General features: G+C 45.7%; 19 protein-coding genes. 12 read left to right on the top strand and 7 right to left on the bottom strand.

All coding sequences use genetic code 11. The features are described 5' to 3' along the window. Window positions 1-9 precede the first annotated feature (9 nt). Window positions 10-1134 (top strand): flagellar assembly protein H, encoded by a 1125-nt coding sequence (locus QUA36_RS11610; protein ID WP_333457495.1) that lies wholly within the window; start codon window positions 10-12, stop codon window positions 1132-1134. An 88-nt stretch (window positions 1135-1222) separates the two neighbouring features. On the opposite strand, the gene QUA36_RS11605 is transcribed toward QUA36_RS11610, so the two are convergent. Further along, window positions 1223-1834: a TetR/AcrR family transcriptional regulator gene (locus QUA36_RS11605; RefSeq protein WP_333363696.1), complete on the bottom strand. Its 612-nt coding sequence runs from the start codon at window positions 1832-1834 to the stop codon at window positions 1223-1225. Window positions 1835-1948: 114 nt separating this feature from the next. Here QUA36_RS11605 and QUA36_RS11600 point away from each other — a divergent pair, with 114 nt between their 5' ends. The 3 genes from QUA36_RS11600 to QUA36_RS11590 all read left to right on the top strand — a co-directional run bounded on the left by QUA36_RS11600 (window position 1949) and on the right by QUA36_RS11590 (window position 5562). Then, entirely contained in the window at window positions 1949-3376 is a 1428-nt protein-coding gene (locus QUA36_RS11600) for an HlyD family efflux transporter periplasmic adaptor subunit (RefSeq protein WP_333457493.1), read from the top strand. A 64-nt stretch (window positions 3377-3440) separates the two neighbouring features. Further along, on the top strand, window positions 3441-4625 hold the full coding sequence (gene devC, locus QUA36_RS11595) for an ABC transporter permease DevC (protein WP_333457492.1): 1185 nt from the start codon (window positions 3441-3443) through the stop codon (window positions 4623-4625). A gap of 220 nt (window positions 4626-4845) precedes the next feature. After that, on the top strand, window positions 4846-5562 hold the full coding sequence (locus QUA36_RS11590; protein ID WP_333457490.1) for a DevA family ABC transporter ATP-binding protein: 717 nt from the start codon (window positions 4846-4848) through the stop codon (window positions 5560-5562). A 116-nt stretch (window positions 5563-5678) separates the two neighbouring features. Here the strand turns inward: QUA36_RS11590 and QUA36_RS11585 are convergent, their stop codons facing one another. The 3 genes from QUA36_RS11585 to QUA36_RS11575 all read right to left on the bottom strand — a co-directional run bounded on the left by QUA36_RS11585 (window position 5679) and on the right by QUA36_RS11575 (window position 9577). Next, a complete protein-coding gene (locus tag QUA36_RS11585) occupies window positions 5679-6722 on the bottom strand; it encodes a glycoside hydrolase family 104 protein (RefSeq protein ID WP_333454760.1) in 1044 nt (347 codons plus the stop codon). Between the two features lie 102 nt (window positions 6723-6824). Continuing rightward, window positions 6825-8090 carry a glycosyltransferase family 1 protein gene (locus QUA36_RS11580; RefSeq protein ID WP_333457527.1) on the bottom strand — a complete coding sequence of 422 codons (1266 nt, stop codon included), beginning with the start codon at window positions 8088-8090 and terminating at the stop codon, window positions 6825-6827. A gap of 569 nt (window positions 8091-8659) precedes the next feature. Next, on the bottom strand, window positions 8660-9577 hold the full coding sequence (locus QUA36_RS11575) for a YihY/virulence factor BrkB family protein (RefSeq protein ID WP_333457488.1): 918 nt from the start codon (window positions 9575-9577) through the stop codon (window positions 8660-8662). 114 nt (window positions 9578-9691) lie between these two features. Between QUA36_RS11575 and QUA36_RS11570 the strand changes: the two genes are divergently transcribed. From QUA36_RS11570 to QUA36_RS11555, 4 genes are all read left to right on the top strand, one after another. Next, window positions 9692-10777 carry a hypothetical protein gene (locus QUA36_RS11570; protein ID WP_333457486.1) on the top strand — a complete coding sequence of 362 codons (1086 nt, stop codon included), beginning with the start codon at window positions 9692-9694 and terminating at the stop codon, window positions 10775-10777. A 364-nt stretch (window positions 10778-11141) separates the two neighbouring features. Then, entirely contained in the window at window positions 11142-12035 is an 894-nt protein-coding gene (locus QUA36_RS11565; RefSeq protein WP_333457484.1) for a CNNM domain-containing protein, read from the top strand. Window positions 12036-12153: 118 nt separating this feature from the next. Beyond that, entirely contained in the window at window positions 12154-12351 is a 198-nt protein-coding gene (locus QUA36_RS11560; protein WP_006633633.1) for a hypothetical protein, read from the top strand. Beyond that, complete coding sequence (locus tag QUA36_RS11555) at window positions 12326-12664, top strand: type II toxin-antitoxin system PemK/MazF family toxin (protein ID WP_333457482.1); 339 nt, start codon at window positions 12326-12328, stop codon at window positions 12662-12664. Before QUA36_RS11560 ends, QUA36_RS11555 begins: the two co-directional genes overlap by 26 nt. 49 nt (window positions 12665-12713) lie before the next feature. Here QUA36_RS11555 and QUA36_RS11550 read toward each other — a convergent pair whose 3' ends face one another. Next, the gene (locus tag QUA36_RS11550) at window positions 12714-19715 is read right to left on the bottom strand and encodes an FkbM family methyltransferase (protein ID WP_333457480.1); all 7002 of its coding nucleotides are present in this window, start codon (window positions 19713-19715) and stop codon (window positions 12714-12716) included. A gap of 512 nt (window positions 19716-20227) precedes the next feature. Here QUA36_RS11550 and ftsH3 point away from each other — a divergent pair. The 4 genes from ftsH3 to QUA36_RS11530 all read left to right on the top strand — a co-directional run bounded on the left by ftsH3 (window position 20228) and on the right by QUA36_RS11530 (window position 24077). Then, on the top strand, window positions 20228-22066 hold the full coding sequence (gene ftsH3, locus QUA36_RS11545) for an ATP-dependent zinc metalloprotease FtsH3 (protein ID WP_333161948.1): 1839 nt from the start codon (window positions 20228-20230) through the stop codon (window positions 22064-22066). Between the two features lie 147 nt (window positions 22067-22213). After that, complete coding sequence (locus QUA36_RS11540; RefSeq protein ID WP_190733226.1) at window positions 22214-22576, top strand: nuclear transport factor 2 family protein; 363 nt, start codon at window positions 22214-22216, stop codon at window positions 22574-22576. 240 nt (window positions 22577-22816) lie between these two features. Next, a complete protein-coding gene (locus tag QUA36_RS11535) occupies window positions 22817-23455 on the top strand; it encodes a bifunctional 4-hydroxy-2-oxoglutarate aldolase/2-dehydro-3-deoxy-phosphogluconate aldolase (protein ID WP_333161952.1) in 639 nt (212 codons plus the stop codon). Window positions 23456-23555: 100 nt separating this feature from the next. Continuing rightward, window positions 23556-24077, top strand: coding sequence for a L,D-transpeptidase (locus tag QUA36_RS11530; protein WP_333161953.1), 522 nt, complete (start codon window positions 23556-23558; stop codon window positions 24075-24077). A gap of 131 nt (window positions 24078-24208) precedes the next feature. On the opposite strand, the gene QUA36_RS11525 is transcribed toward QUA36_RS11530, so the two are convergent. Together QUA36_RS11525 and QUA36_RS11520 are read right to left on the bottom strand one after the other, a co-directional pair. Next, window positions 24209-25036, bottom strand: coding sequence for a YwqG family protein (locus tag QUA36_RS11525; RefSeq protein ID WP_333457477.1), 828 nt, complete (start codon window positions 25034-25036; stop codon window positions 24209-24211). Window positions 25037-25109: 73 nt separating this feature from the next. Further along, window positions 25110-26699 carry an Hsp70 family protein gene (locus QUA36_RS11520; RefSeq protein ID WP_333161957.1) on the bottom strand — a complete coding sequence of 530 codons (1590 nt, stop codon included), beginning with the start codon at window positions 26697-26699 and terminating at the stop codon, window positions 25110-25112. Window positions 26700-26767 lie beyond the last annotated feature (68 nt).

The following is a 26767-nucleotide window of genomic DNA, read 5'->3' as shown; positions in this document are numbered from 1 at the left end:
TAATTTATTATGACGCGATTTATTCACGATCTCTTTGCCAAAGAATACCTGGAGGAATTGCTGTCGCCGATCGGAACGGTGAATATCGGCCGCGATGTGACTTCCGAAGTTCGAGAAATCGATGTTTATTTCACTCCCAGCAACGCAATTCCCGAATACTCAGAAACCCTGGGATTGTTGGGAAAAATGGCAAACACAACGGCTATTTTTGAACCCTTTCGCAATCCGGCAAACGTCAGCGAAATTTGTAGCTGTCTGGGTAAGTTATTGGACGTGCGAGGTGAATTGGAGCGAAAATTTAGGAGAGAAAATACTCGCTATGATGACGCTCAGTTACCCAAACTGTGGATTTTGATGCCCACAGCATCGAAAGCATTGGTAGATAGCTTTAATGCGATACCAGACACAGAGAATTGGATGCAGGGAATTTATTTTTTGGGTGAATCTTTGCGGACTGCAATTGTGGCGATTCACCAGTTGCCCGAAACTCCAGAAACTCTGTGGTTGAGGATTTTGGGCAAAGGGGGAGTGCAGCAAAGGGCTATTTCCCAATTAAGCGCTTTAGCAACAGATGATCCGTTGCGGATTATCGCGCTAGAATTGCTGTATCGGTTACAGTCAAATTTAGTAACCAATGTGCCACAAGAATTAGAGCCAGAAGAGCGGGAGTTAATTATGGCCATTACACCACTTTTTCAACAACAAATACAAGCAGCACAGCAACAAGCTAGAGAAGAAGGACTAGAACAGGGACTAGAAGAAGGACTAGAACGAGGCAGGCAAGAACAACAGCGCTTAATTTTAGAAAATTTTCTGCGAGTTAGATTTGGAGAATTAAGTCCCAAAATGACTGCTTTTCTATCTTTAATATCAAAGTTGGCTGCGGCGGAATTTACAGTGCTGTTGCTGGCAATATCGATGCTGACAGTCGATGAATCTGGGCGGGAAGCAGCAGTTAAATTGTTGGCTGAAAGTGTCTTGCAAATGCGATCGCCTGAATTGGGCGATATTCTGCCTACAGCCGTTACTAATTTATTGGCATTGCCTGTAGCAGAATTGACATTGTTTGTAGAACAACTGCCACAGTTATCGGCTGAGGAATTGAGGGAAAGGTTAGGGAAAACACCTGAATAGAACCTGCGATCGCAGCCATAAAGGGATCTCGCTCTTTATGGCATTTAAATCATTCTCAAATAAAATTCCTAGATTCTGTCGATCGCACTTAGGAATTGGACTGCGGGCCTAAAATCAAGTGCAGCAGACCGTCGATCAGTCGATCGCGCTCCATTGGCACAATCTCTTTACCGTGCATCATCTCCTGCATTAACTGAAAATATACCAGCGATCCAATAAAAATGCGCGCCGTTGCCTCCGCATCGGGCAATTTTAACTCTGGATGCGATGCCAAATATTCCGCTAGCCGATCGATCCCTGGTTTAGCTAAGTTTTTCACAAAAGTCTGCGCTAGCTGGGGAAAACGCCCCGACTCCGCAATCACTAACCTCACAAAATTGAGAAATGCTGGTTCGTGGGTCGCCTGATCCAATATATTTGTGGCAACGAATCGTAGCGCTACGGCCGGTTCTTCATCCAGAACTGTAAAATTGACTTTTTCTCGCGCCAGCCGCTGTACCAAAGCCGCAAACAATCCCTCTTTATCTTGAAAATAGCTGTAAACGGTGGCTTTGGAAACTCCTCCCGTCTTCGCTACCTTGTCCATACTCGTCCCCGCGTAGCCGTGAGTTAAAAATTCTTGCATCGCACCTTGCAGGATTTGCTCGGTTTTGTCACTTGCTGCGGCGCTGTCTGGTTCGCTGGGTTTTGTCCTTGCCATACCTTGCTTCTGTAATTTTTATTTGGGCTCTTGACATCATTATACTGAACGGTTTAGTATTAAGACACATCAGAACTAAACCGTTTAGTTTTATTTCTCACAAAGAGGTATGTCATGGTACACCGGGCAACAGCGGACGGCTTATCCTCAACTCCATCCCTAGTTAAACAACTCCTAGTTGTGGCAGCAGTAGCAGCCTTGGGGGCAGCGGGAACCACAGGCTACACGATCTGGCGATCGCGCATACCCGATCCCAACGCAGTAGCCGCAGCAGCAGCCGTCACAGCATCCCAATTAACCACAGTTACAGCCTTGGGGCGACTCGAACCCAGAGGAGAAGTAATTAAAGTCTCCGCCTCCGGTGCGACGGAAGGAAACCGGATCGATCGACTTTTGGTGAAAGAGGGAGACAGGGTGAAAACAGGCCAAGTGATCGCAATTTTGGACAGCCGCGATCGCCTGCAAGCCGCCCTCGACCAAGCTCAAGAACAAGTGCGCGTCGCCGAGGCAAATCTAGCAAAAGTGAAAGCAGGAGCCAAAAACGGCGAAATTCAAGCCCAAAAAGCGGCTATTAGCCGTTTATCAGCCGATCGCAGCAACGAGATCGCAGCGCAACAGGCGATCGTCAGCCGCCTAGAAGTCGATCGCAGCACCGAAATTGCAGCGCAACAAGCCACAATTGCCCGCATCAGGGCCGAACAGCAAGGAGAAATTCAAACTCAAAAAGCCGCAATTGCCCGCCTACAAGCCGAACTCCGCAACGCCCAAAGCGAGGATCAGCGCTACTCCCAACTCTATGAACAGGGAGCAATTTCCGCCTCAACTAGCGACAGCAAAAGCCTCGCCGCCGAAACAACTCAACAGCAACTCAACGAAGGAAAGGCAAAACTAAATCAAATTCAGGAATCCCGCCAACAACAAATTAACGAAGCCCAAGCCAAATTGAATCAAATTCAGCAATCTCGCCAACAGCAAATTAACGAAGCCCAAGCCAAACTCAGCCAAATTCAGGAATCTCGACAACAGCAGATTAATGAAGCCGCGGCAAATCTCGATCGCATCGCCGAAGTACGCCCCGTTGACATAGCAGCAGCCGCCGCCGAAGTCAGTTCCGCCGCTTCAGCAGCCAAAGGCGCCAAAGCCAATCTGGATCTAGCTTACATCCGTGCTCCCAGAGACGCCCAAGTCCTGAAAATTCATACGCATCCGGGGGAAAGGGTGGGAAACGACGGCATTGTCGAACTGGGACAAACCCGCGAGATGCTGGCTGTTGCGGAAATCTACGAAAGCGATGTGGACAAAGTACGCCTCGGACAAACCGCCAAAATTACTAGCGATGCTTTGACCGGGGAATTGCGGGGAACTGTCGAACATATTGGTTTGCAAGTGCAGCGGCAAAACATTGTTAACACCGATCCTTCTGCGAATATTGATGGTCGAATTGTGGAAGTAAAAGTGCGCTTAGATGAAGCTTCCAGCCAGAAAGTAGCGGGATTAACTAATTTGCAAGTCAAAGTGGCGATCGGGGAAATTAAAGATTAAGAAGTCTTAAACCGCAGCATCGCTTTCTTCAAGCCAAAATCCAAAATCTAAAATCTAAAATCCTATGATTGGACTCATAAAACCCTTACAACAATTAAGACGCAGAACTTCCCTCGGATGGCTGCAACTGAGTCACGACAAAGGGCGAATGCTGGTTGCAGTAGCAGGAATTGCCTTTGCTGACGTTTTGATGTTCATGCAGTTGGGCTTTCAAAATGCGCTTTACACCAGCAATACGCGGCTGCACCAAAGCTTGGAAACAGACTTAGTTTTGATTCACCCCCAAGCGCGAAATTTGATTAATTTGTCTTCCTTCCCCAGACGTAGATTGTATCAAGCAATGAACGTACCGGGCGTGAAATCAGCCGAGCCACTTTACGTGAAAATTGCTAACTGGAAAAATCCCGAAACTCGGCGCGAAACGTCGCTGATGGTGGTCGGTTTCAATCCCAACCACCCGGCGTTTGCGCTTCCAGAAGTCAACCAAAATTTGAGCGCGATTAAATTGCCGGATACTGTGTTGTTCGATCGAGCTTCTAGGGGAGAGTACCAAGGAACGATCGCACAAATCGCTGAAGGAAAAGCCGTTAAAGCTGAGGTCGAGCGGCGCACGATTAACGTCAGCGGTTTATTCACAGTTGGAGCATCTTTTGCCGCCGATGGTATTTTGATGACTAGCGATCAAAATTACCTGCGCCTGTTTCCCAGACAAAACGCCGCGAGTGTTAATGCTGGATTAATTCAACTGCAACCGGGTGCTGACCCCGTGGAAGTTCAACAAGTTTTGAAATCATATTTACCACCGGATGTCAAGGTACTAACCAAACAAGAATTTATCGATTTTGAGAAAAACTATTGGGCTAAGAATACTGCGATCGGCTTTGTGTTTAATTTAGGCGTCGCGATGGGTTTTGTAGTTGGTGTCATTATTGTTTATCAAGTTCTCTCAACCGATGTCAGCGACCACATGGGAGAATACGCTACTTTCAAAGCGATGGGCTACCGCAATGTTTATTTACTCGGCATCGTTTTTGAAGAAGCTCTAATTCTTTCCGTCCTCGGTTTTTTGCCGGGAGTAGGAGTTTCTTTTGGGCTTTACTCTTTAACTCGCAACGCCACAAATTTACCGCTTTATATGACGCTGCTTAGAGCATTTATAGTATTACTTTTGAACGTGATTATGTGCACTATTTCGGGAGCAATTGCTACTCGCAAGCTGCAAGCAGCAGATCCAGCAGATATGTTTTAAGGGAAAATGAATCAGTTTATAATATTCGGCGGTTGAAACCGCTACTAAACAAACGAAGTTCGCCTGCGCGGACTAAAGAATTAAGGGGGTATTAAATCCAGATTTTGTATAAAGTCCTAACTCTCCACATATTTTTTGTAATCCTTCTCTAGTTTCTTCTCTGCATTATCGGCGACTAGAGGGATTTATTCTCTAATCTAAAACCTCAAACCAAAAAGTTATGAACTCTACTACTCTGTATCCAACAACAAACACATTACAGATTCCTGCACCTATAATTTCCGCGCACCAACTCGACCACTACTTCGGTCAAGGTCAACTGCGAAAACAGGTACTTTTTGACATTAATCTCGAAATTAAAGCAGGTGAAATCGTACTAATGACGGGGCCTTCCGGTTCGGGAAAAACCACGCTTTTAACTTTGATTGGCGGGCTGAGATCCGGTCAATCGGGAAGTCTCAAAATTATCGGTCAAGAAATGTGCAAAGCGAGTTCAGACGAATTGGTAAAGGCGCGGCGCAAAATAGGCTATATTTTTCAGGCGCACAACTTGCACCGCAGTTTGACGGCGCTGCAAAACGTGCAGATGGGTTTGGAAGTTCATGGGAATTTGTCGCGTTCTCAAATGCGCGATCGCTCTGCAAAAATGCTAGAGTTAGTAGGACTGGAACAGCGGATTAACTATTATCCAGATGATTTGTCGGGAGGACAAAAACAAAGAGTTGCGATCGCCCGCGCTTTGGTCAGTCAACCGCAAATTGTTTTAGCTGACGAACCAACAGCCGCCCTGGACAGCAAATCCGGTCGCGAAGTGGTGAATTTGATGCAGCAACTTGCCAAAGAACAGGGCTGTACTATTTTGTTAGTAACCCACGATAACCGAATTTTGGATATTGCCGATCGCATCGTTCACATGGAAGATGGAAAATTAGCCTAATTTTAAAATTTCCGAAGAATAGACATCACCCATAACTCCCCCATTTTTAATTTTGGATGTCAAAATTTAATCCAAAATTGCCAAACCCCAATCTAAACTCGTCATGGGACTGTTTACTAATTGCGAACAATCAATCCTTGGCGGTAAATCCCCAAATTTTGCAGGTACATTGCTTCGAGTTTGGGCATTGAGGATTCCACGGAACCGCCATAACGCCGAAAAGAAGGCCAGATGTAAGCGAGTTTTCTAACTGCTGACTCCAATCGACCCGCTTCTATATCTTCTAATGCACCTTTTTCTCGGATTAACTCTATAGCCATCAAATCTTGATTTTCTGGGCTGAAATCGCGGACGCCAAATTTTTTGGCAAATCTGTCCCAAGTTGTGCTGAGAAACTGATATCGCCCCGCTGCGTCGGAACAGAGTTTTTTGCCGTAGCGGCGGCCGCACCTCATTTCCCTGGGATGATCTTGAAAGCTGACAAATTTCGTACCGGTGTACTGGGTGCGGTAGCCGTCGAGGCTAGCGGTTCCTTCGGCGGCTGCGATGGTGTCGAGAAAGGCTTTGACTCGACGTTCGGGCCCGATGCTATCGAGTCTGCGATCTGGTGAATTCAGGGTTGCAGTTTCCGGTGATCGATCGCGCTCGATGTTATCCTCTCCTTTGTCTGGTGAATCGATCGCCGCAACTTCCTGCAGGCGTTTCGGGGCGGGCGAGCTTTCTGCCGAGACCGATTGCCCCCACAGTCTCGGCGTCATTCGACCCAAAAAAAAGCAGAAACAGATTAACAAAGTCCAAGAGATTCTAAAACGGAGGCGTTTGGACATTTGCCTGCGCTGCCGCACCGGCCACCCGTGCAGAGGGATGGCTGCGGGCAAGATTCCCGTTTGCTGGCCGAAGGCGAACAGCGATTTCAGCGCTAGCAAGGTTTGCTTGTAGAAACCGGGTGCAAGTTTGCGAGATCTCATGGCTGCGGCGAAAGTCTCGACATCAGTCAGAGTCACTTCTGCCAGCGGTTTTTCTACAAACAGCCGAAAACGGTTGGCCGCCTGCCAGCTAAAGCGCTTGCTGCGGGGGGATTTGCGCTCCACCCACAGGCGAATTAGCTCGATGTCGGAAATGGGTTGCAGATGGCTTCCCAGATGTTCTGGCGCGTACAAGAGTACCTCCTGATATCACTTATAGTTGAAGGTTCCCAGTTAGAACGGATGAGTGAAACAGGGATCAAGGGAAACTGGCTTCAACTATACTAAGTGATACTACTAAGCGCTCACGGGGTCAAGCTCAAGGGCCGATTGTTCGAGCAGTTGAGTGTAAAGTTGACTGAGTTGGGAGGCGATACCGTCCCAACTGAAATAGGTTTCGACGCGCTTGCGGGCTATGTGTCCGAGTTGCTGGCACCATACTGAATCAAGTAACAAGCGATCGATCGCATGGGCAAAGGCTGCTTCATTTTTCGGCGGCGCGAGCAAACCTGTTTCTTCCTGCACTACAGTATATTTCAGCCCTCCCACGTCCGAGGCGATTACGGGCGTGCCGCAGGCCATCGCTTCAATGGCGACTAAACCGAAGGGTTCGTAGTGGCTGGGAACAACGCAGACATCGGCGGCGGCGTAGTAGGCGGGGAGAAGGTCTCTCCTCAAGGTGCCGGGAAAACTGGTAATCTCGCTCAGGCCGAGTTCTTCCACGATGCTGCCGATACGATCGCGCTCTTTGCCATCGCTTTCCCCCGCACGCCATCCACCGCCAATGATGAGTTTTAAATCGGCTTTAGGCACCGCCGACCGACTGACGGCGCGGACTAAGGTTTCGATGCCCTTGCGGCGGTCGAAACGGCCGACGTACAACACGACTTTGGTTTCGGGGGCTATGCCCAAGTAGCGGCGGGCGGTCGATCGGGCGATCGAGCCGAACCGTTCAGTGTCGGTACCGCAGGAAATGATGTCAATGTTGCCTTTGGAGGAAACCAGAGACCTCATGTGTTCTTTTTCTTGAGGGCTGGTAGCCACCACGCGATCGGCTGTTTCCAGAAGTGTTTTTTCTACTTGCAACCTGGTTTTGGCAATCATCGGAATTGTCGAAACCGACTTGTATTTAACTGCTGCCAAAGAATGGTAAGTGTGAACTTGCTGCAGAGGTTGGGATTTTTTCAACTCCATTCCCACCCAAGAAGACAGCCAGTAATTCGTGTGAACTAAGGGATATTGAAAGCCTGACTCTAACTGAAACTTCTGAAATTCTTGAACAAAGATTGGCAAATATCCGTAAATTTCGTCGCGGGGAATAAATTCTTGTGGCCCTGCTACTAGCCGAATTGTCCGGCAATTCGGACTGTGCTGTACAATTCTTGCTTGTTGGCGATCGGATGAGCGGGTGAACATATCAACTTGCCACCCCTGTTTTGCCAAAGCTTCGCCTACTTGACGCACGTAAACATTTTGACCGCCCGCTTCTTCTTTGCCAATTTCCACAGCGGGATCACCGTGTACGGATATGAGAGCGATGCGTTTTTTAGTTAATGAAATCATCATTGTTTACCAAAAAATATTAAAAATATTTCAGGAGAAGATTGAAAGTGCTATTTTGGCTGCTGCGCCGGGACTGTAATCTTCTAGCTAATTTGTATTAAAGTGAAAATGCGGGATCGATAAATCATCCTTCAGGGATAAGTTGCAGGGAAAAATTGACATACGAATTACTTCTGCTGACAGAGACGTGCAGCAGCTAAAACTCTAGATAATTTAAATATAAATAAACGAGGGTGAAGGGGATTTGCTGTATTCTGGTCGCTGTCAAACTCGCACCTCCTAGCCATATCTAACTAGAGCCTGCTTTCAGCTTGCTGCTAGAGATGCGAGGTCAGCAAAAGGTATAATTTTACCCCTCTGAATCAATCAGTAGGGCTTTCGAGAAAGCAGAAGTCGGTCGTCCCGAAGACTGAATGTTAGAGGGCAAGCGAAAAAAAAAGCAAAATTATTGCATTCAAAATTTTTCTTTCGTTCCGCCTTGCACCTTCTGCCTTTTTCCCTCTTCCTTCTTGCTTCTTCTGTCAAACCAGAAGTGCGAGTTTAACCTCAAATTTCGCGTTTGTCTAATGTTAAGATTTCTTCCGAGGTTTGCGTGCGGAGGATTCCCCGTTTTCGCTGTTGAGGATATTGTTTCGTGAACCAGGCATTCTGGAGCCGTATCTGTTAGTCCAAACTTGGGTAAACTCGGCACCTAAGAAGAGAATTTGAGCGGAATAATTAATCCAAAGCAGAATAATCACGAACGATCCTGCAGCACCGTAGGTAGAGGCAATACCGCTACCTCCGAGGTAAGCTCCTATTAGGGATTTGCCGATCGTAAACAGCACTGAGGTGATGGCGGCGCCGATCCAAACATCATTCCAGGCAAGATGGACATCGGGCAAAAGTTTGTAAATTAAGGCAAAAAGCAGCGTAACTACGCCAAAGGAGATAGCAAAGTCCACAATCTGCCAAATGCCGACTGGTAAGTGCAGCAAGCCGTTCAACCAATAGCTAACCGCTGCTAAAACTGCGCTAATTACTAAAGATACTAGCAGTAGAAAACCTATGCCTAAAATCATCGCAAAAGACAATACGCGGTCTTGCAGAAATCCCCAGATTCCTCGTCCGGGAGGAGGTGAAACATTCCAAATAGTATTGAGGGCTTCTTTAAGATTAGTAAACACGTTGGAAGCACCCCACAAAAGTGTAGCGATGCCAACTAAAGTAGCAATCATTCCCGACTTGGGTTCGGAGGCTTTGAGGATGAGTTCTTGAACGGTTTGGGCGCCATCTTTGCCGATTAAACTTTGGAGTTGGGCGACGATTTGACCTTGGGCTGCGTCGGCACCAAAGACTAAACCGGCGATCGCAATTACGATAATTAGCAGCGGGGCGAGGGAGAAGACTGTGTAATAGGCTAGGGCGGCGGCTAAGGTTGGCGCTTTATCTTCTTGCCATTCAGTAAAAGTTTGTTTGAGCAGCGATATGACTGTTTTCAAGTTCACGGCATTTGGTTTCCTTATACTTAGCGTTCACCAAGGGATTTTAATAGGTTAGGAGTTTTTTAGCGTCGGCCACAAGATAGATTTATCTATTAGCAAATTTGGAAGATTACTTTTATGTCAGATTCCCACACAACTTTTAACAGCACCGATGTAAAATCGTCCAAAAAAGCAATTTCTTGGGCAAAAATCAGCGCATTAGTAGCGGTGGTCAATTTCTTGCTGGTACTTTTCCATTTCAGTTACCTTCAGTTGCGCCCTGTTTATCAAAGCTATTTTCCAGGTTTAGTTAAATTTTATGACCCGATTAAAGGGATTGATTCAAGTTTGCTAAATCCCGAATATTTGAAAAGCGCTGACCAGTTTTGGCGAATTGATACGTATTTTATTGGTTTTTTTGGGGCGGAATTTTTGATTAAAAGTCTGTTCCACACCCGCCGTAAGCCGGGGGTAACTTGGTTTGATTTTGTGCTGAGGCGCTGGTACGAGGTGTTTCTGGTGATGCCGATTTGGCAGGGGTGGCGGATTCTGCCGGTATTGGTGCGGCTGCACAAGTCGGGTTTGGTGAATCTCGATCGCGTAGTTGCTCAAGTTACCTACGAACCGGTGGCTTATTTAGCCAATACGATGTCGGAATACATGATGGTGCGGTTTATCAATCAAGCTAAAAGTTCCATCAAACAGGGCGACGCGGCGCAGATGTTGCTGGCGCAGCAGCCGTACCTTCACGTCAATCAGGAAAATACGATCGAACAAATTACCAAGCGGATTTTGGATCTGACAATTTACAAAGTTTTGCCACAGGTGCAACCGGATTTGGAACAATTGCTGCACCACAATTTGGAGGCGACAATCAAACAGTCGGATTTCTATCAAATCCTGCAAAATTTCTCTCCGATTAATATTTTGCCGACGGAGATGACGGAACAACTAGCGAATTATTTGGCTCAAACTGCTGTTGATGTAGTATCTACTACTTATGAAGACGATAAAGGTAGAAAAATTCTGGATAATTTCAGCCAAGAATTTAATCAAAGTTTGCGGCGGGAATTGCAAGATGAGAAAACTATCGGGGAATTGCAGTCGCTGCTGTCGGATTTGTTGGAAGAAGTGAAGTTGAATTACATTCAAGGCGGGTTAAAGTCCGATCCGGTGCAGACTTTTACGGAAATTAACTCGCTCCGGGGAGTAAGGGAGAGTTGATACATCACTGAGTTCCGGTTTGGTGAATTAGATTTTTTTTACTCACATTTTGCACCATTTTCAAGAACAGGCAAGATGCCTGTTCCACAATAAAATTCATCTCTTGTGGAACAGGCATCTTGCCTGTTCCTAAACAAGTAATTGAGGATGGTACAATATCTCAGTTAAAACGAACCGCGAAGACGCGAAGGGCGCGAAGGAAGAGAAGAGAAAGAGTCTACAAGTTCTACGGGTAAGGTGCGCCTCGGCGCACCTACGAATAAGGGTAGTGGGGATATCCGAAATGTCGGGGGATAAACCTATCTGAATCGCCAGCTAAAATAAAAGAATTAGCCTAAAACATCTATCATATTAGATATCTATCTTGGACAGCATTACTTGCCTGGAAATACAAGTAGCCCAAACACTGCTGAGGTTAGCAATGTTGGTTGGCTTAACACTTTTAATCGCCTTTTTTGTGGCGTCCGAACTAGCATTAGTATCAGCAGATCGCCATCAAATCCGCCAACTTGCCCACTCGGACGATCGCTCAACCGCTAAAACCGCCGAACTCGTCCACCAAGCTCAAAACAACATACCGCATTACCTGTCTGTGACTCAAACTGGCACAACAGCAGGGAGTTTGCTGTTGGGTTGGTTGGGTGAGGGAGCGACTGTACACTGGATCGAACCGTGGATAGACAAATTGCCGATCGGTCATTTGTCGGCTGTGCTGACTGCTCATTCGATCGCAGTTCCCGCAGCTTTTATCTTAGTAACTTACGTAGAAATAGTCTTAGGAGAACTAATCCCCAAAGTATTAGCAACCCACGCCCCAGAACGCACCGCTTTGCTGCTGATGCCGACCCTCGAACTCTGCTCAAAATTACTGTGGCCGCTGCTAGCAATTCTCAACGGTACCGTGCGGTTGCTGACTGGTTGGATTACCAGTAAAGAGTCTCAACCGCTGGTGTCCCCTTCTCAGGCAACTCTCGTCCAAAAAGATGCTCATTCGGCACTAATTTCTGGCGTATGGGAAGTGACAGCAGTTAACGAAAAACTCGGGTTAAACCTGCCGAGTAACCAAGCTTACCAAACAATCGCCGGATTCGTAATCCACAATTTAGGTAAAATGCCCAATCAAGGCGATCGGCTATTGTGGGGTGAGTTAGAAATAGAAGCAGCAAATGTAGTAGAAGGCAGTTTAGAAACAGTGCTGCTGCGTCAGGTAACTCGCCCTTTGTTTGAGACTCAGCAGCCAGAACTTGTGTTAAATTGATCCTAAATCAGGCTTAAATACTTCCTCGCTCTATGTGTGTGAGGTTGTAATTAGTCGCTCAGTGCGACAACCTACCAGAAATCTGCAAATTGCATAAAGCACAGTTTATGAGGTGGATATGCTAAAAACACTTTGGGCTACTGTTCGACAAGGGAAAATTGAACTGCTGGAGTTGTCAGAATTACCCGAAGGGGCAAAAGTATTAGTAACAGTTTTACCTGATGAAGAAGCTGAGTTTTGGCTTCAAGCCAGTCAAACATCACTAGATACAGTTTGGGATAATACTGAGGATGATGTTTATGCCCAGCTCCTCTAAAAATGACATAATTTTGGTTAGATATCCCTTTTCAGACTTGTCTAATTCTAAGGTAAGACCAGCAATTGTTGTGAGTGCGCCGCACGTATCTCAAGACATTATGATTGTCCCATTGACAAGCAAAACTGCATCCTTACTTGAGGGTGAGTTCGTACTCGCTGAATGGTCAACAGCAGGGTTAAATGTGGCTACAGCAGTCAAGCGAGGTTTGTATACAGTACATGAAAGCTTGGTTGCACTGAAGATTGGCCAATTAGCAGATTCTGATGCTGAGCGACTGGAGCAATCTCTTAGAGGTTGGTTAGGGCTTTAGTGCAGCCATACACTATGATATCTTGTTTTTCGATACAAATTACCTTCGTTTACTTCACAGCCACCTTAACCGCACCCCCAACCAACTGCTCGTAATCCGCCAACAACCACGGAGGCAAACAAGTATTCGCATCCTGAACCCGCAACTGTCCAGGGCGACAATACAGCATCCCCGCCAACAAATTATTTACAGCTTTAGGCGTTCCAAACCCTTTACTCAACTCAACAACCAACAAGTTAAAAAACTCGCGATCGCTCTCATTCAGCAGCTCCTTAATAAACCCGCTGCCCAGAATTGCTTTGTAACCCTTACCCAAATCGCTCCGGTACAAAACTTCTACTTGTTGGCCGGAAACGCTCAGCCACAAATCGGCAACTTGCTTGCGAATTTGCCGCAAATCTGCTATTACCAATTCATCCGTCGGGTCAATTTCATAGAGATTGACGGCAGCAGTTAATTCATTGAGAAACTGCGGCATATAATCTTGTTGGACAAGTGATTGTTCTGTTGTCGTAAATGCGCTTTCAAACACCTTTTCGTAATCTTCAACCAACCACTGCGGCAAGCGGGTGCGAGCATCGGGAACCCGCATTTTACCCGGTACAAAATACAGCATTGCCCCTAGCAGAGCATTGATAGCTTGAGGCTGCACCAACCCTTTGCTAATTTCAGTCAATTTGTGCAAAAACTGCTGTTCGACTTCAGTCATCGATTCCGCTTGCAAGCCGCAGCTAAGAATTGCTTGATATCCCTTGCGAACTTGTCCTCGGTAAAAAAGTTCGAGTTTTTCTGAAGGAACAGTCAGCCAAAAATCAGCCATTTGTTTTCTGATTTGGCGGAGTTCCAAAACTACCGATTCGTCTGACGGATCGATGCGGTAAAGATTGACGCATCCTAACAGTTGATTCGCAAATTGTGGCGATTGAATGTATTGAGCTAGCAAGTCAGAAGTAGAATCAGAATTGACAGCGGCTTCAGTCTCAAAAACTTGTTCGTAATCCCCAATTAACCAGTGCGGCAAGCGGTTACGAGCGTCGGGAATTCGCATGGTTTCCGGCGGGAAATACAGCATCGCCGCAAGCAAGGCGTTGACAGCTTTGGGATGGACTAATCCTTTGCTAATCTGGGTTAATTGCTGCAAAAATATTTGTTCACTTTCGATCATCGGTTGACGTTGGAAATCGCTTTTTAACAGGATTTTATAGCTGTTACCTGAAGCACTTTTGTAGGCGGTTTCGAGGTTTTCGGCGGGAACGTTCAGCCAAAAATCAGCGATTTGTTTGCGGATTTGACGCAATTCGGATATTGCTGAGATGTTTGAAGAGTTTCTTTGGTAAAGCTTGACGGCATTCGAGAGCATCTCGCCCAAATCTGGCTGCTTGGGAATGCTATCCTGTAAGCTGCGAGATGCTTCCAGGTGGCTAGTTTGCCATTTCCCAAAGAGTTCTTGGAATAATTTGCCGATCGCCCCAGAGTATGCAACACTATCAAAACAAGCCGGATTAGCTTGCATTTTTTGCTGAATTTCCTGCCGTTTTTGCTGCCGCAATTGCGGGTTAGTGCCGAGGGTAACTGCTAGTTGAATGTAAGATGCTTCGCTATTGGCAATTAAATCGGGCATAGAGAGCGATCGTACCACCGCGGCCCCCATTCTCGATCGCAAAGTATCGCCATCCCTAACCACCGTTGGAAGTCCCACCTCTAACGGATCTACAAGAGAAGTAGTCCCCGCATAGGGATAGGAATCCAAATAAACATCCCCCAACTTCAAAACTTCTTTAACATCCGCACGGTTAGGAAAACTCTTCAACACCCGCAAACGATTACTCTCAATGCCATACTTAGCAAAAACGGCTTTCATATTATTTACAAAAGCCCCCCCAGGATAATGATTAGTCCAGCTAGGGCCGAAGGGCATTAAAAACAGCACCGAATTAGGAACAGCCGCCATAATCTTTGCCCATGTTTCCCTTAACTCCGGCACTAGCTTATACAAATTCGCACTCGAAATAAAGACAACCGATTCCTCGGAAATGCCGATACTATTTCTGGTGAAATTAATGTTAGGAGTGTAAGGTTCGAGGGTATAGCTAAAACAGCAGCCAGGCCCGTCAATAGTTGCTAATTCCTCGCGATAATGCTCCTGTCCTTCAGGTGCAGGTTCCATCAACTTACCAGCTATGTAATAGTCAATCTGTCGAATTCCTGTGGTAACGGGAGAATTAAAACAGGTAGTTTGTACCCGTGCTAATCGATGCAGCGCCAGTAAACTAATCGGATGAGCAACCGCAGTAATATTGGTAGCAATCAGCAGAATATCTAAGTCATCAGCCCGGATTGTCTGAACTTGGCTTGGCAAGTCATTAGACAGTTTAACCAGTCTGTCAGCGCGACTTTGACAATACTGTTCTAGTTTATTCCCGTCGAGATTGAGAGCGTACAAAATAATTTCAAATTGCTCTCGATTCAGATATTCAAAAGCTGGCAGTGTAGCGAAAGTTTCCGTCATAGCCCCGAAATGTTTAGTCAGCACGCCGACGCGAATTTTCGGCCTGTTTGCAGGTCTAGCCGGAAAAATGCAATCAATCGCAGCGCCACGATTTTTCAAGGCATATTCAATAATATCTGCCCGCTTCGTGTAGATATCCTTGAGATTTTTACTATTGAAGTACAGAGGAATAAAGTTAGCGCATTGAGTGAAAAACCAGGCAATATCCTGCCACACTTTTGAGTTTTGGTTCTTGAAGATATTGCTATGCAAATAACTGACCCATCCCTGCACATACCGACAATAATTGTCAGCCTCTCCTATTTCTTGAAAGAGAGTAGGCGCAGCAAACATAAATTTGAGATAGTCGTTGACAAACCAATTAGGTATAGCTGCATTTTCATAGTTCAGCAGTAACTGATCTGCACGACGATAGAGGGCGGCTGCTAGTAGGTAGTTAATATCTTTGGGATTTTTAACTCCCTGGGATAGATGTGCTGCTAGTCGATCGACAACAGTCTTTTCGGCATCTGTCAGCGCTTCATCTTTGATATTGCTGTTTAGCAGTAGCTGATGCGCCTTACCTGCATCACCGCCATAGGCATTTGCCAGTTGTTCTGCGGGCAGATTCAGCCAATAATTGGCAAGTTGCTGCCGGGATTGGCGGATGTTAGGGAGGTTTACTTCATTAGCTTGGTCTTTTTGATACTCTCCCACATATTGGGACAGCAAAGTTAAAAATTGTTCGGGTTTGTTAAATTCAACTAATTCATTAGCAATTAAATTGCCGTGTTGTTGCAAAATTTGCTGTGACCAATGCACTTCTTCGGGTTTGTAAAGTTGAGAGTGGAGGTGAATAATTGTGGCTCTCATTAAGTCTAATTTTGGGCGATCGCCAGCCATTTTTTGGGTTCTGCTAGAGCCGTCGCCGTGCTGCCTGTAATAGAGATAAGGTTTAGGTAATCTCTCGCCTAACCAGCCTTTTTCATAGGCAGAAACCCAAAATTCCCAATCTTCGCATCCCAGCTTCATAACTTTTTTCAAGCCGCCTACTTGCTCGTAAATCTCCCTTCTAAATAGGGAAGTAGCGGGGGCTTGATTGTCTCTCAAAAACCGATTGGCATCAAAGTCACCGTGGATAACTAAATCGCATTTTGCTCCGAAGTGCTGCACATCTGTATAGACAAAACCAACCTTGGGTTTTGCTAATAAAATTTCCACGCACTCTTCTAGAAATTTGGGATGAAGTTTATCATCAGCATCTAGGAATAAAATAAACATTCCTGATGACTGCTGAACGCCAAGATTTCTGGAATCAGCGGGCCCCGTGTTGGCTTTATCTATGAGGCGAAGCGATTTTTGAGGATACAGTTTAATTAAATATTTTCCCAAGTTGCTGGTATCATCAGTGCTGCCATCATTGACAATTATGCACTCCCAGTTAGGATAAGTTTGACTGACAACACTTTCAACAGCTTCTCTGAGTAAAGTTGCATGGTTGTAGCAGGGAATGATTACGCTGACGAGTGTTTCTGCGGAGGTGCGGTAGGGCATGGCATTTAGCTGTGATGGAGAGATTGAAACAGGTAATGTAGTGGCTGGTTTTACGCCTCGGCGGGAGATCCCATATTCATCCCATATTTGCCGAGTTTCTTGGTACGATATGGGCGATGAATGTTGCAAACCTTGTTGATTTTCGTAGTACAAGCCGAGATTTTCTGGCAAGTGTACAATGTTTTCGCTTTTGCCAATCCGCAGCCAAAATTCGTAATCGCCAGCCGCCGTAAATTCGCTTCGGAAATAGCCATATTTTTCGTGCAGCGATTTTTTCCACATCGGCTGGGGGCCAATAATGCAGCGCCGTTCGAGTTCGCTGTAGTCAAAGGCTGGCCAATTCCACCCCTGTTCGGCTTGGGTTTTGGCAAAGATATCATTGACTGTGCTGGTGATTAATTGATCTGCATAAACCAGACTTACTTCGGCGTTTTCGTCCAAGTATTTTGCCATGATTTCTAGGGCATCGGGGCGATGTCTGTCATCGGTATTAGCATTAGTCATGTAAGCTCCGCGCGACATCTTAATGCCTCGATTCCAGGCTGCATATAATGTCTCGCGGTCAGAAGTGCGATCGTACACAATATTCGGATATTTCGCTTGAAATTCCCGCACAACAGACTGTTCATTTTCTTGCGAAGCGCTGTCAATTACTAGGATTTCGAGTTGGCCTTGTTTGTACAGCGTTTGCTCTACCAAGTCATCCAAGCAGCCGCGGATAAATTTTTCGGAATTGTAAGTAGAAACGATCGCAGATACTTTGAAAGCCGACGGGACAGGCTGGGAGCGATCAAATGCCGAGCGCTGTAAATTGATTGGGTCGCTAGTTTCATATCTAATTCTCTGCTGATTTTTGTCAATTACTTGCACAGCTTGCACAGCGACACTTGTTAGTTCTGCTTGTAACTGATTGGGATTATTTGACAGCATTTCCTGAAATTTTCGTGATAAATCAGGCTGGAAAAATCCTGTAAAGTGAATTCCCATCTTTTGCCAAAAATCGTTTATGTAATTCACCGGGTGTTTGAGATGATACGCGATCGCAGTTTCTAAATATTTGACAGTCCACCCTTTTTGCTGAGCGATCAGCGGTATCCACAAATCCCACCAAGGAAGACCTAAGCAGAATTGAGAACTAGGAAAATGTTTTAATAATTCCTTGTCAAAGAAGAAGAAATCAAACCCCTTAGCATAAATTTCTCCCGCTGCTTGTTCGGCGGGAGAATCAACATCAGTTCGCGAACCAAAAACTACGGCATTTTCAGCCTCTTTGCATATAAATGAAATCAAATCGCCATCGGCTTTCAAGCGGATATCTGAATTAACAATTCCGCATATTTTTGTACCGCAATCGCGCAAATAAACAAACAGATCGTCAAGATACACTAACGGTCTTCCCGCCTCTGCCCGCGCATCGCGTTTTACCTCATGAAAAGTAACATTTTTATAGATGGGCTGCAATTGACTAATTTCTTCCCGGCTATTGAGCGAAACAGCGTCAAATCCAAGCAATCGCCAGCTTTCTAAAGCCGCCCGCTGATTTTCGATATTTCCCGGTGCAATACTCGTGGTAATTGCGACCCTGTTCCTGTTGTTTGCGGGCGAACTCCTCAAATTCAAATTATCAGTATCGGGAAAGCTGACTGTGGTTTTGACATAAAAAGCATCCCCCCAAGATGGATGAGATGGAGTTGCCACTGCTACTCGTTGAAAGCCATAAACCCTCAGAAAATCATCCACTTGGTCGATTAACGCGCACCCTTCATAGAGTTCTTCACAATTAACTTCTGTACTAATTGCATCAATATATTTGAGAGTTTCCCTCGCCCCTTGCAAAGCCAAAAGTTCTGCGCCTTGAATATCAATCACCAGGATATTAAACTCTGATGAATTCAGAGGACTTTCTTGCATCAACGAGTCAAGAGTTTTCGATTGTACAGTTACTTGATTAACCTCCACCATACCAGGGTAAATTTCCTTGTGCAGCTTTAGGGGTAGAATGCTGCTGCTCATATCGTGGGAGTTCACCCGCAAATTAACTGTACCGTTTTGGTTGCTGATAGCACAGTTTGCCAGCCACACATTGGGTATCCCTGCTATATGTGCTTTCAACCTTTCAAAGACAGACGGGTTAGCTTCCACAAAAAGCACTTTTTCCGCACCCATCATTTGATATTCCTGCATTTCTTGCCCTTCGTGAGCGCCTATGTGGATAATACCTCGCGGGGGAATTGAGTATTGCTGGCAAAGCTTCTGTAAGTCTAGATAGCCTACCGTTACTGCTACTTCATTACTGATTTGCGGTACAGTTTTTATCTCCGATATATTATGTTGAGCTTCCTCAAATTTTGCGTAGATATCTCCCCACAGCAAGGCCTCATTAGTAGACTCTAAATAATTTAAAAGATCGCTATCAGAAACCCAGTCAGAAAATATTAAATTGCTGGCTTCGCCCTTAGCAATGTTGAAAAGCTTATATCCCAAACTTTTAAGATGATTTAGGCAACTTTTCGTATCTTGAATAAATTCAATAGCAAATTCAAATGATATGTAACGAATTGGGACAGATAGTCCTTTTAATACCTGATATTCAAATCCTTCAACATCTATTTTACAAAACTGCGGATGTCCCCACACTTTTATCATCTCATCTAATGTAGTAATTTCGACTGTAACAGTTTGATTCCAATCGTATTTAGCAAAACGCCCGGTTTTCCATTTTTGGGAAAAAGTTGATATGTAATTAGCATCAGTACATACTGAAAGCTCCATAGTCCCGGCTTGCTCGCCCAACCCTTTATTAACGATGACCGCGTTGGGATTTTGGTGGTATTTTTGAGTTAAGATAGTTAAACAATCCGGTTGCGGTTCAAAGCATATTACTTTCGCCCCAGCAGCTAAATACAAATCAGCTTTCTGCCCAATGTTAGCCCCAACATCAAAAACAGTATCTCCTGCCTCAACAAAATTGCTAATAAAATTAGTTGCCATTGATAATTTAATGTCCATTTTTTTGCTTAATTATTGTTATTTGTCACAAGTGAAAGTCAAAATTAAGATTTTTGTGAACCATCAATCTTAAACTTTGACCTTTTACAGCATCATTTTATGGATCGCCCAAGCGCTGACGCTTAAACTTTTTGAGTGGTTGCCCGTTTGGAAACAGGCACATCGTCTGCCCTAGCCTCTGCGGTATCAGAGCGATCGCACTGCTATTTCTCCAAGGCTTATTCACAGTTATACGCCAAATCTTCTCCCTAAACAGGAATGGTGGCGATCGCCACCAATTTTGACAATCTTGACAAATTCTGTTCTATAGTGTATCCGGAAATGTAACCCTTAAGACAGCACCCGAATCTATAGACGGCGTCCAGGGCAGTTCGGTTTCCACCACCTCAGAAAGCCGATCGCCCTTGCCGAGATTCCTGCCACCCAAAAACAAGTTATAATTACGTTAAGATTGATGAACATAAATAAAAATTCCCAAGTCACAGGGACTAAAAATTAGGAGATCGACCTCGGTGAATAAACGCTGGAGAAACGCTGGCCTGTACGCACTGCTGGCTATTGTAGTCATTGCCTTAGCAACCGCATTTTTTGATAAACAGCCCCCAAGCCGGGAAGTCTGGAAGTACAGTCAATTCATTCAGGAAGTCGAAGGCAAGAGAGTAGACAAAATAAATATCAGTTCCGATCGCAGCAAAGCCCTGGTCACAGCCCAGGACGGCAACAAGGTACTCGTTAACTTGCCAAACGACCCAGAACTGATCAACATCCTGACCAAAAATAACGTAGATATTTCAGTTCTGCCCCAAAGCGACGAAGGCTTCTGGGTAAAAGCCCTCAGCAGCCTGTTCTTCCCGATCCTGCTCTTGGTGGGACTGTTTTTCCTGGTGCGGCGCGCCCAAAACGGGCCCGGCAACCAAGCCATGAACTTCGGCAAATCCAAAGCTAGAGTCCAAATGGAGCCACAAACCCAGGTGACTTTCGGCGACGTGGCCGGCATCGAACAAGCCAAGCTAGAGCTCGCAGAAGTCGTGGACTTCCTGAAAAATGCCGATCGCTTCACCGCAGTCGGAGCAAAAATCCCCAAAGGCGTGCTGCTGGTCGGCCCTCCCGGAACAGGCAAAACCCTGCTGGCAAAAGCAGTGGCTGGAGAAGCAGGCGTTCCCTTCTTCTCGATTTCCGGTTCAGAATTTGTGGAAATGTTCGTGGGTGTCGGTGCTTCCCGCGTCCGCGACTTGTTTGAACAAGCTAAATCGAACGCTCCTTGCATCGTATTTATCGATGAAATTGACGCGGTAGGTCGCCAGCGGGGCGCTGGTTTGGGCGGTGGTAACGACGAACGGGAACAAACCCTGAACCAGTTGCTGACAGAAATGGACGGCTTTGAGGGGAATACTGGCATCATTCTGATTGCTGCCACGAACCGCCCCGATGTGCTCGATGCGGCGCTGCTGCGTCCGGGTCGCTTCGATCGCCAAGTTGTAGTCGATCGCCCCGACTTCGGAGGCCGCCTAGAAATTCTCAACGTTCACGCCCGCGGCAAAACTTTGTCGAAAGACGTGGACTTGGAAAAAATCGCCCGCCGGACACCTGGTTTCACAGGTGCTGATTTGGCAAACCTGCTAAACGAAGCAGCAATTTTGGCCGCCCGCCGCAACTTGACCGAAGTCTCGATGGATGAAGTCAATGATGCGATCGACCGCGTGCTCGCAGGCCCGGAAAAGAAAGACCGCGTGATGAGCGAAAAGCGCAAAACTTTGGTAGCTTACCACGAAGCCGGTCACGCTTTAGTCGGCGCGCTGATGCCCGACTATGACCCCGTGCAGAAAATTAGCATTATCCCCCGCGGCCGCGCTGGCGGTTTGACTTGGTTCACACCCAGCGAAGATCGGATGGATTCTGGCTTGTATTCTCGGTCTTACTTGCAAAATCAAATGGCGGTAGCTTTGGGCGGCCGCATTGCTGAAGAGATTGTCTTCGGCGAGGAAGAAGTAACGACTGGGGCGTCGAACGACTTGCAGCAAGTGGCAAGAGTAGCGCGGCAAATGGTGACTCGCTTCGGAATGAGCGATCGGCTAGGCCCTGTAGCTCTCGGTCGCCAACAAGGGAATATGTTCATGGGTCGCGATATCATGGCTGAACGCGATTTCTCTGAAGAAACCGCAGCGACGATCGACGATGAAGTGCGTTTGTTGGTAGAACAAGCTTACCGCCGCGCTAAAGATGTACTCGTCGGCAACCGCCACGTCCTTAATGCTTTGGCAGATATGCTAGTTGAAAAGGAAACTGTGGATGCTGATGAATTGCAAAATTTGTTAGCTAATAGCGATGTGAAAATGGCGACTATCGCCTAATCAATTTTGGATTTTGGATTTTGGATTTTAGATTAAATCTAAAGTTTGAAATCAATAATTGGGGTGATTCTGGGATTGTCTGGAATCGCCCCGATTTTTTTGTAGGCACACAGGAAGCAGCGAAAAAAAGCATTGGAGTAGCAAACCATGATCGTCACTGAAGATAGAGCGCGTGAACTTGCACTTGATTGGGTAGAAGCTTGGAATACTCATAACCTCGATCGAATCATGTCCCATTACGCAGAAGATGTAATTCTGATATCGCCTGTCGCAGCGCAACTGCTAAACGAACCATCTGGGACAGTGACAGGCAAAGAAGCGCTACGAAACTACTTCAAAAAGGGGCTGGAAGTTTATCCTGACCTCAAGTTTGAGTTGCTTGATGTGATGTGGGGAGTTTCCAGTGTTGTCCTTTACTACATCAACCAAAAAGGCACGAAGGCAGGTGAGTTTATGGAAGTCAGTTCAACCGGAAAAGTGACTAAAGTTGTTGCTCATTACAACGGGTAGAGCGAGGTTATGCAAATGGCGGTAATATGGATGGCACAACCGAGCGATGCTGAAGCTTTACTTACTCTAGCTAGCGAGTCAAACGCAGTCCACTCGCCTGTGGTGTAAAGAACATAACGCAATTTTAACCGCCCCCTCGGAAACCCACGGAGGTGGGTTTTGTTTGTATAGACGCGGTTGAAACCGCTCGGTCTTCCGATATGAACTGTATTAAATTATCTGGGAGCGAAATAAGTTAGCATGAATCATCAATCTTGGTTGACACTACTAAAAAAACACCGCGCGATCGCAGTTATCCGTTCCTCCGAAAAAGAACTCGCTCGGCAGATGGCATCATCGGTAGCAGCAGGCGGAATCCAGTTCATTGAAATTACTTGGAACACCCACAAAGCCGCTGAATTAATTGCCCAACTCCGCTCCGAATTCCCTACTTTTAGTATTGGCACTGGCACTTTATTAAACTTAGAAGAGTTGCAGCAAGCAATAGACTGCGGCGCTCAATTTCTGTTTACTCCTCACACCGATGTAGCTATGATTAAAACAGCAGTTGATGCCGGAGTGCCGATCGTCCCCGGTGCTTTTTCTCCTACGGAAATTGTCACCGCGTGGCAAGCAGGCGCTACCTGCGTTAAAGTGTTTCCGATATCGGCTTTGGGAGGCGCGGCTTACCTGAAAAGCCTGCAAGGCCCCCTGGGAAACATTCCTTTAATTCCCACTGGCGGGGTAACGCTGGAAAATGCGAAAGTATTTATTGACGCCGGGGCGATCGCCGTTGGTTTAGCCGGAGACTTATTTCCTAAACACTTAGTGGAAAATCGCGATTGGCGCGCGATCGTCCAAATTGCACGAGATCTTACCCAAAACTTAACAACTTGTTAAGCCCTCTTTCAAATCCAACATTTCAAATCTAAAATCTAAAATAGTACAAGCCAATCTAAAATCTAAAATCTAAAATCTAAAATAGTACGAGGTGTGAGAAATGAACAGGACTATTAACTCAACTTACTTCCGTCGCGCTGCAACTTTCTGTGCCGGCTTCGCCCTCACTTTTGCTACATTCTGCGGCGGTTCAATGACCGCATTTGCCAGCGAACAGCACAACATAATTGCCAATAAAATTATGCTGTTGCAGCAATCCAGCGAACGCTGGATTGAAATAGATTTGTCAAGACAAAGGTTAATAGCTTGGGAAGGAAATACACCCGTTTACGCGGTAATTATTTCCAGCGGCAAATCATCGACTCCCACCCGCACGGGAACCTTTGCCGTTCAAACCAAACACCGCGTTACTAGAATGACTGGGGATGACTACGATGTGCCGGATGTTCCCTATACAATGTATTACGACGGAGGCATGGCAATTCACGGCGCTTACTGGCACAATTTGTTTGGCAATCCAGTTACTCACGGCTGCACAAATGTAGCTGTCAATCACGCTAAATGGCTATTTGAATGGGCCTCGGTGGGAACACCCGTGGTTGTGCACAAATCTGAAATTTAGACCCTTGGGCATTGGGCATTGGGCATTGGGCATAGTTAAACACTATTCAATCTGTTAGAACCCCTACTTCTTAAAGAAGTCGGGGTTCTGGGTACTATGTTTTTTTAGGTGTGCTTACTTAACTGCTGCTTTTAACAACAATCCCAATTGTATAAAACTTTACTAAAATCTAATTCTCTGAGTGCTGATTCATCAATAAAAAAGTTACCGACACCACTGTCTCCCCACATGATATCTACTGTCTCATTGGCATCGCTATCCATTTGGAATAGAAGAATATCTAGCTTTTGTTTTTGCTCAGATGTATTACTATATTTTCTTGCGTCGTCTTGTGTAAAATAAGGATAACCACCTATTTTATGACCAAAGGAATGCGATATTTCTCGGTACTCATCCTCAATTTCAGAGTTCATAAATAACTCTTCAATTTCCGATCCTAAAATTTGTGTAAATTGGTAGTCACTGGTGCTAATCGGCGCATATTTTTTAGTAAATTGCAAGCCGCAACAGCCATTAACAGGAAAAGATTCTGGTGGCGGCAAAAAATCATAATTGGTAATGATGTTTTCAACTTTGAAGTTGGGCTGAGGAAAATAGATTATTTTGAATTGGTCTTCGATTGTATGATTATCTGCATTGGCAGAATTGTCTAAATTTAAACCATATAGGTCATCGTCAGCTATATAAAACTGCAAAATTCCGCGATCGGGAAAACCATCTAAAGGCGGTATTTCATCAAAGTTGAGTTGCGCTAGCAAGAATAAATATTTACCGTCACAAGTTTTGGGATATTCAAAGCCTTTAGGTAAATAAGGAAATCCCCCAAATTTACTCTGCCACCAATTAACGTCATCATTCTTCTGGGTTTTAATTTCGATGTAAGGTTTAATGGTAGCTTCGATGCTGTCGCGATACTTTTCTAGTTCTGGAGAGAGTGGACATTCTAGTTTGTAGTTCATTTGCTTTTAACAATTTGTTTTGAAGGCAATCAGTAGGGTGCGCCGAAGCGCACCTTACCTGTAAAACCTATCCTTAACTTAACTGCACCACGGGTTTATCCTCTAACAAAGTTTCATTTGTCAGCAAATCTTCCACGGTAATTCGCAAAAAGCGCTGTTCGTCAACGCGGAAGAAGATTTTGATGCGATCGCTCCCCGGATACCCAGGCGGCGTCAATTGAGCGATACTGCGGGCTCCTTCTTTATCATTTAGGGGCTGTACCGATGTTTGGCCCGCGAGTTGGCGAGTAATTAGCCTGTCACCGTCAAAATATATCTCCGTGCCGCCAGTTTCCGCTCCCAATTCGCCGATAATTAATTCTATACTTGGCTGACTTTCTAAAGAAGCCCCCAAGACTAATTCTACCGGTTCGCTCATCGGATAAGATTGGCCGGATTTAATTAAACTGTGCCAACTGTGGCAATTGTCGCGGCGGTTCCAGTAGCGAATGCCGTAACTGTGATAGAGAAAATCTTTGATTTCTATGCCTTGACTCAGTTGCAGAGCACCTTGGGCGATCGCCTCAAAGGGTTTGTCACAGCGAATTTTGGCCGGCTCGAAATATTGCTCCACCCAACGCCCGACAGCGGGGATTTGCACAGTACCGCCAACTAGCAAAACTGCGTCGATGTCGCCAATTTCTAAGCCTTGGCGCCGCGCTTGCTGCAATACTTGATTCATGCAGTCGTCCAGTTTGTCAAAAAACTGATGTTCAGCGAGGATAGATTCAAAACGAGTTCGGTCTAATTCTAATTCGTAACTCTCAAAATTTTCATCATCAAAATAAACCTCAACTGCCTGATTCACCAAAGACAACTGAATCTTTAACCGTTCTGCCAATCTCGTTGTAATGGGAGATTTTGCCAGCCCTTTTGTTTTAACAAAATAGTCAACCAGCCAATTATCAATATCAGAACCGCCTAAATTTTGTCCGGCTTTAGCCAAAACCCGGGCAACTTTTGTTTTTTGCGCTGAAGATTCAGCTAATAGCTTTTCGCCCCACTTCAGGATAAAACCGAGGGGCTTTTTGTCGGAGGAAGCGTCCAAACGCACTAAAGAAAGGTCTAGAGTTCCGCCGCCGAAATCAATGACTAACAGATTTTCGCGATCGGCTAAACCGTAACCCAAAGCAGCCGCCGTAGGTTCGTCCAACATCCGCACCTGTTCTACTTCGAGAGATTGAGACACTTTGCCCAACCAATGGCGGTAAGCTTCAAAACTATCTACAGGCACTGTAAAAATCAAAGAGTCGATCGGCAAAGGCAGTTCGCGAATTGAGTTCACAATTTGGCTCAAATACCACTCACCTACTTGTTCAAAAGTAATAAGTTCCCCGTCCAGTTCCGGCACAAAACCCTGAACAGAAGTGCCAATTCCCCGCTTAAAATTGCGAAAAAACCGAGAATCTCCACTCAAATCCAGGCCTTTGTCGCGGACTTGCTGACCGAGTATAACTTTACTTTGAGCAGCGTCCTCAACGTAGAGTAAACTGGGAATTAGGGGCGGATTTTGAGCCGAGATTGCCGACAATCCCGGTAATTTCAAAGTTTCGGGCTGCTGGAGGGCTTGATTCCAGCGAGCGACGACAGTGTTGCTAGTTCCAAAATCAATTGCGATCGTCATTCAGCCAAAATACACAGCTACGAGGGATTCAATTATATTATTGTATTTTGAACCCCAAATGCAAATAG

It is taken from the genome of Microcoleus sp. Pol10D4, from assembly GCF_036701555.1.
Classification (GTDB): Bacteria; Cyanobacteriota; Cyanobacteriia; order Cyanobacteriales; family Microcoleaceae; genus Microcoleus.
Note: the sequence above shows the minus strand (reverse complement) of the source record. Positions and strands in the feature narration are given on the sequence as shown.

Excerpts from the sequence above, each read along its gene's own strand:
- QUA36_RS11525 (WP_333457477.1), bottom strand. The coding sequence starts at position 25,036 with ATGAACTACAAACTAGAATGTCCACTCTCTCCAGAACTAGAAAAGTAT.
- QUA36_RS11590 (WP_333457490.1), top strand. The coding sequence starts at position 4,846 with ATGAACTCTACTACTCTGTATCCAACAACAAACACATTACAGATTCCT.
- QUA36_RS11570 (WP_333457486.1), top strand. The coding sequence starts at position 9,692 with ATGTCAGATTCCCACACAACTTTTAACAGCACCGATGTAAAATCGTCC.
- QUA36_RS11560 (WP_006633633.1), top strand. The coding sequence starts at position 12,154 with ATGCTAAAAACACTTTGGGCTACTGTTCGACAAGGGAAAATTGAACTG.
- QUA36_RS11550 (WP_333457480.1), bottom strand. The coding sequence starts at position 19,715 with ATGGACATTAAATTATCAATGGCAACTAATTTTATTAGCAATTTTGTT.
- QUA36_RS11535 (WP_333161952.1), top strand. The coding sequence starts at position 22,817 with ATGAATCATCAATCTTGGTTGACACTACTAAAAAAACACCGCGCGATC.
- QUA36_RS11540 (WP_190733226.1), top strand. The coding sequence starts at position 22,214 with ATGATCGTCACTGAAGATAGAGCGCGTGAACTTGCACTTGATTGGGTA.
- QUA36_RS11530 (WP_333161953.1), top strand. The coding sequence starts at position 23,556 with ATGAACAGGACTATTAACTCAACTTACTTCCGTCGCGCTGCAACTTTC.
- QUA36_RS11605 (WP_333363696.1), bottom strand. The coding sequence starts at position 1,834 with ATGGCAAGGACAAAACCCAGCGAACCAGACAGCGCCGCAGCAAGTGAC.
- devC (WP_333457492.1), top strand. The coding sequence starts at position 3,441 with ATGATTGGACTCATAAAACCCTTACAACAATTAAGACGCAGAACTTCC.
- QUA36_RS11555 (WP_333457482.1), top strand. The coding sequence starts at position 12,326 with ATGATGTTTATGCCCAGCTCCTCTAAAAATGACATAATTTTGGTTAGA.
- QUA36_RS11600 (WP_333457493.1), top strand. The coding sequence starts at position 1,949 with ATGGTACACCGGGCAACAGCGGACGGCTTATCCTCAACTCCATCCCTA.
- QUA36_RS11520 (WP_333161957.1), bottom strand. The coding sequence starts at position 26,699 with ATGACGATCGCAATTGATTTTGGAACTAGCAACACTGTCGTCGCTCGC.
- QUA36_RS11580 (WP_333457527.1), bottom strand. The coding sequence starts at position 8,090 with ATGATTTCATTAACTAAAAAACGCATCGCTCTCATATCCGTACACGGT.
- QUA36_RS11610 (WP_333457495.1), top strand. The coding sequence starts at position 10 with ATGACGCGATTTATTCACGATCTCTTTGCCAAAGAATACCTGGAGGAA.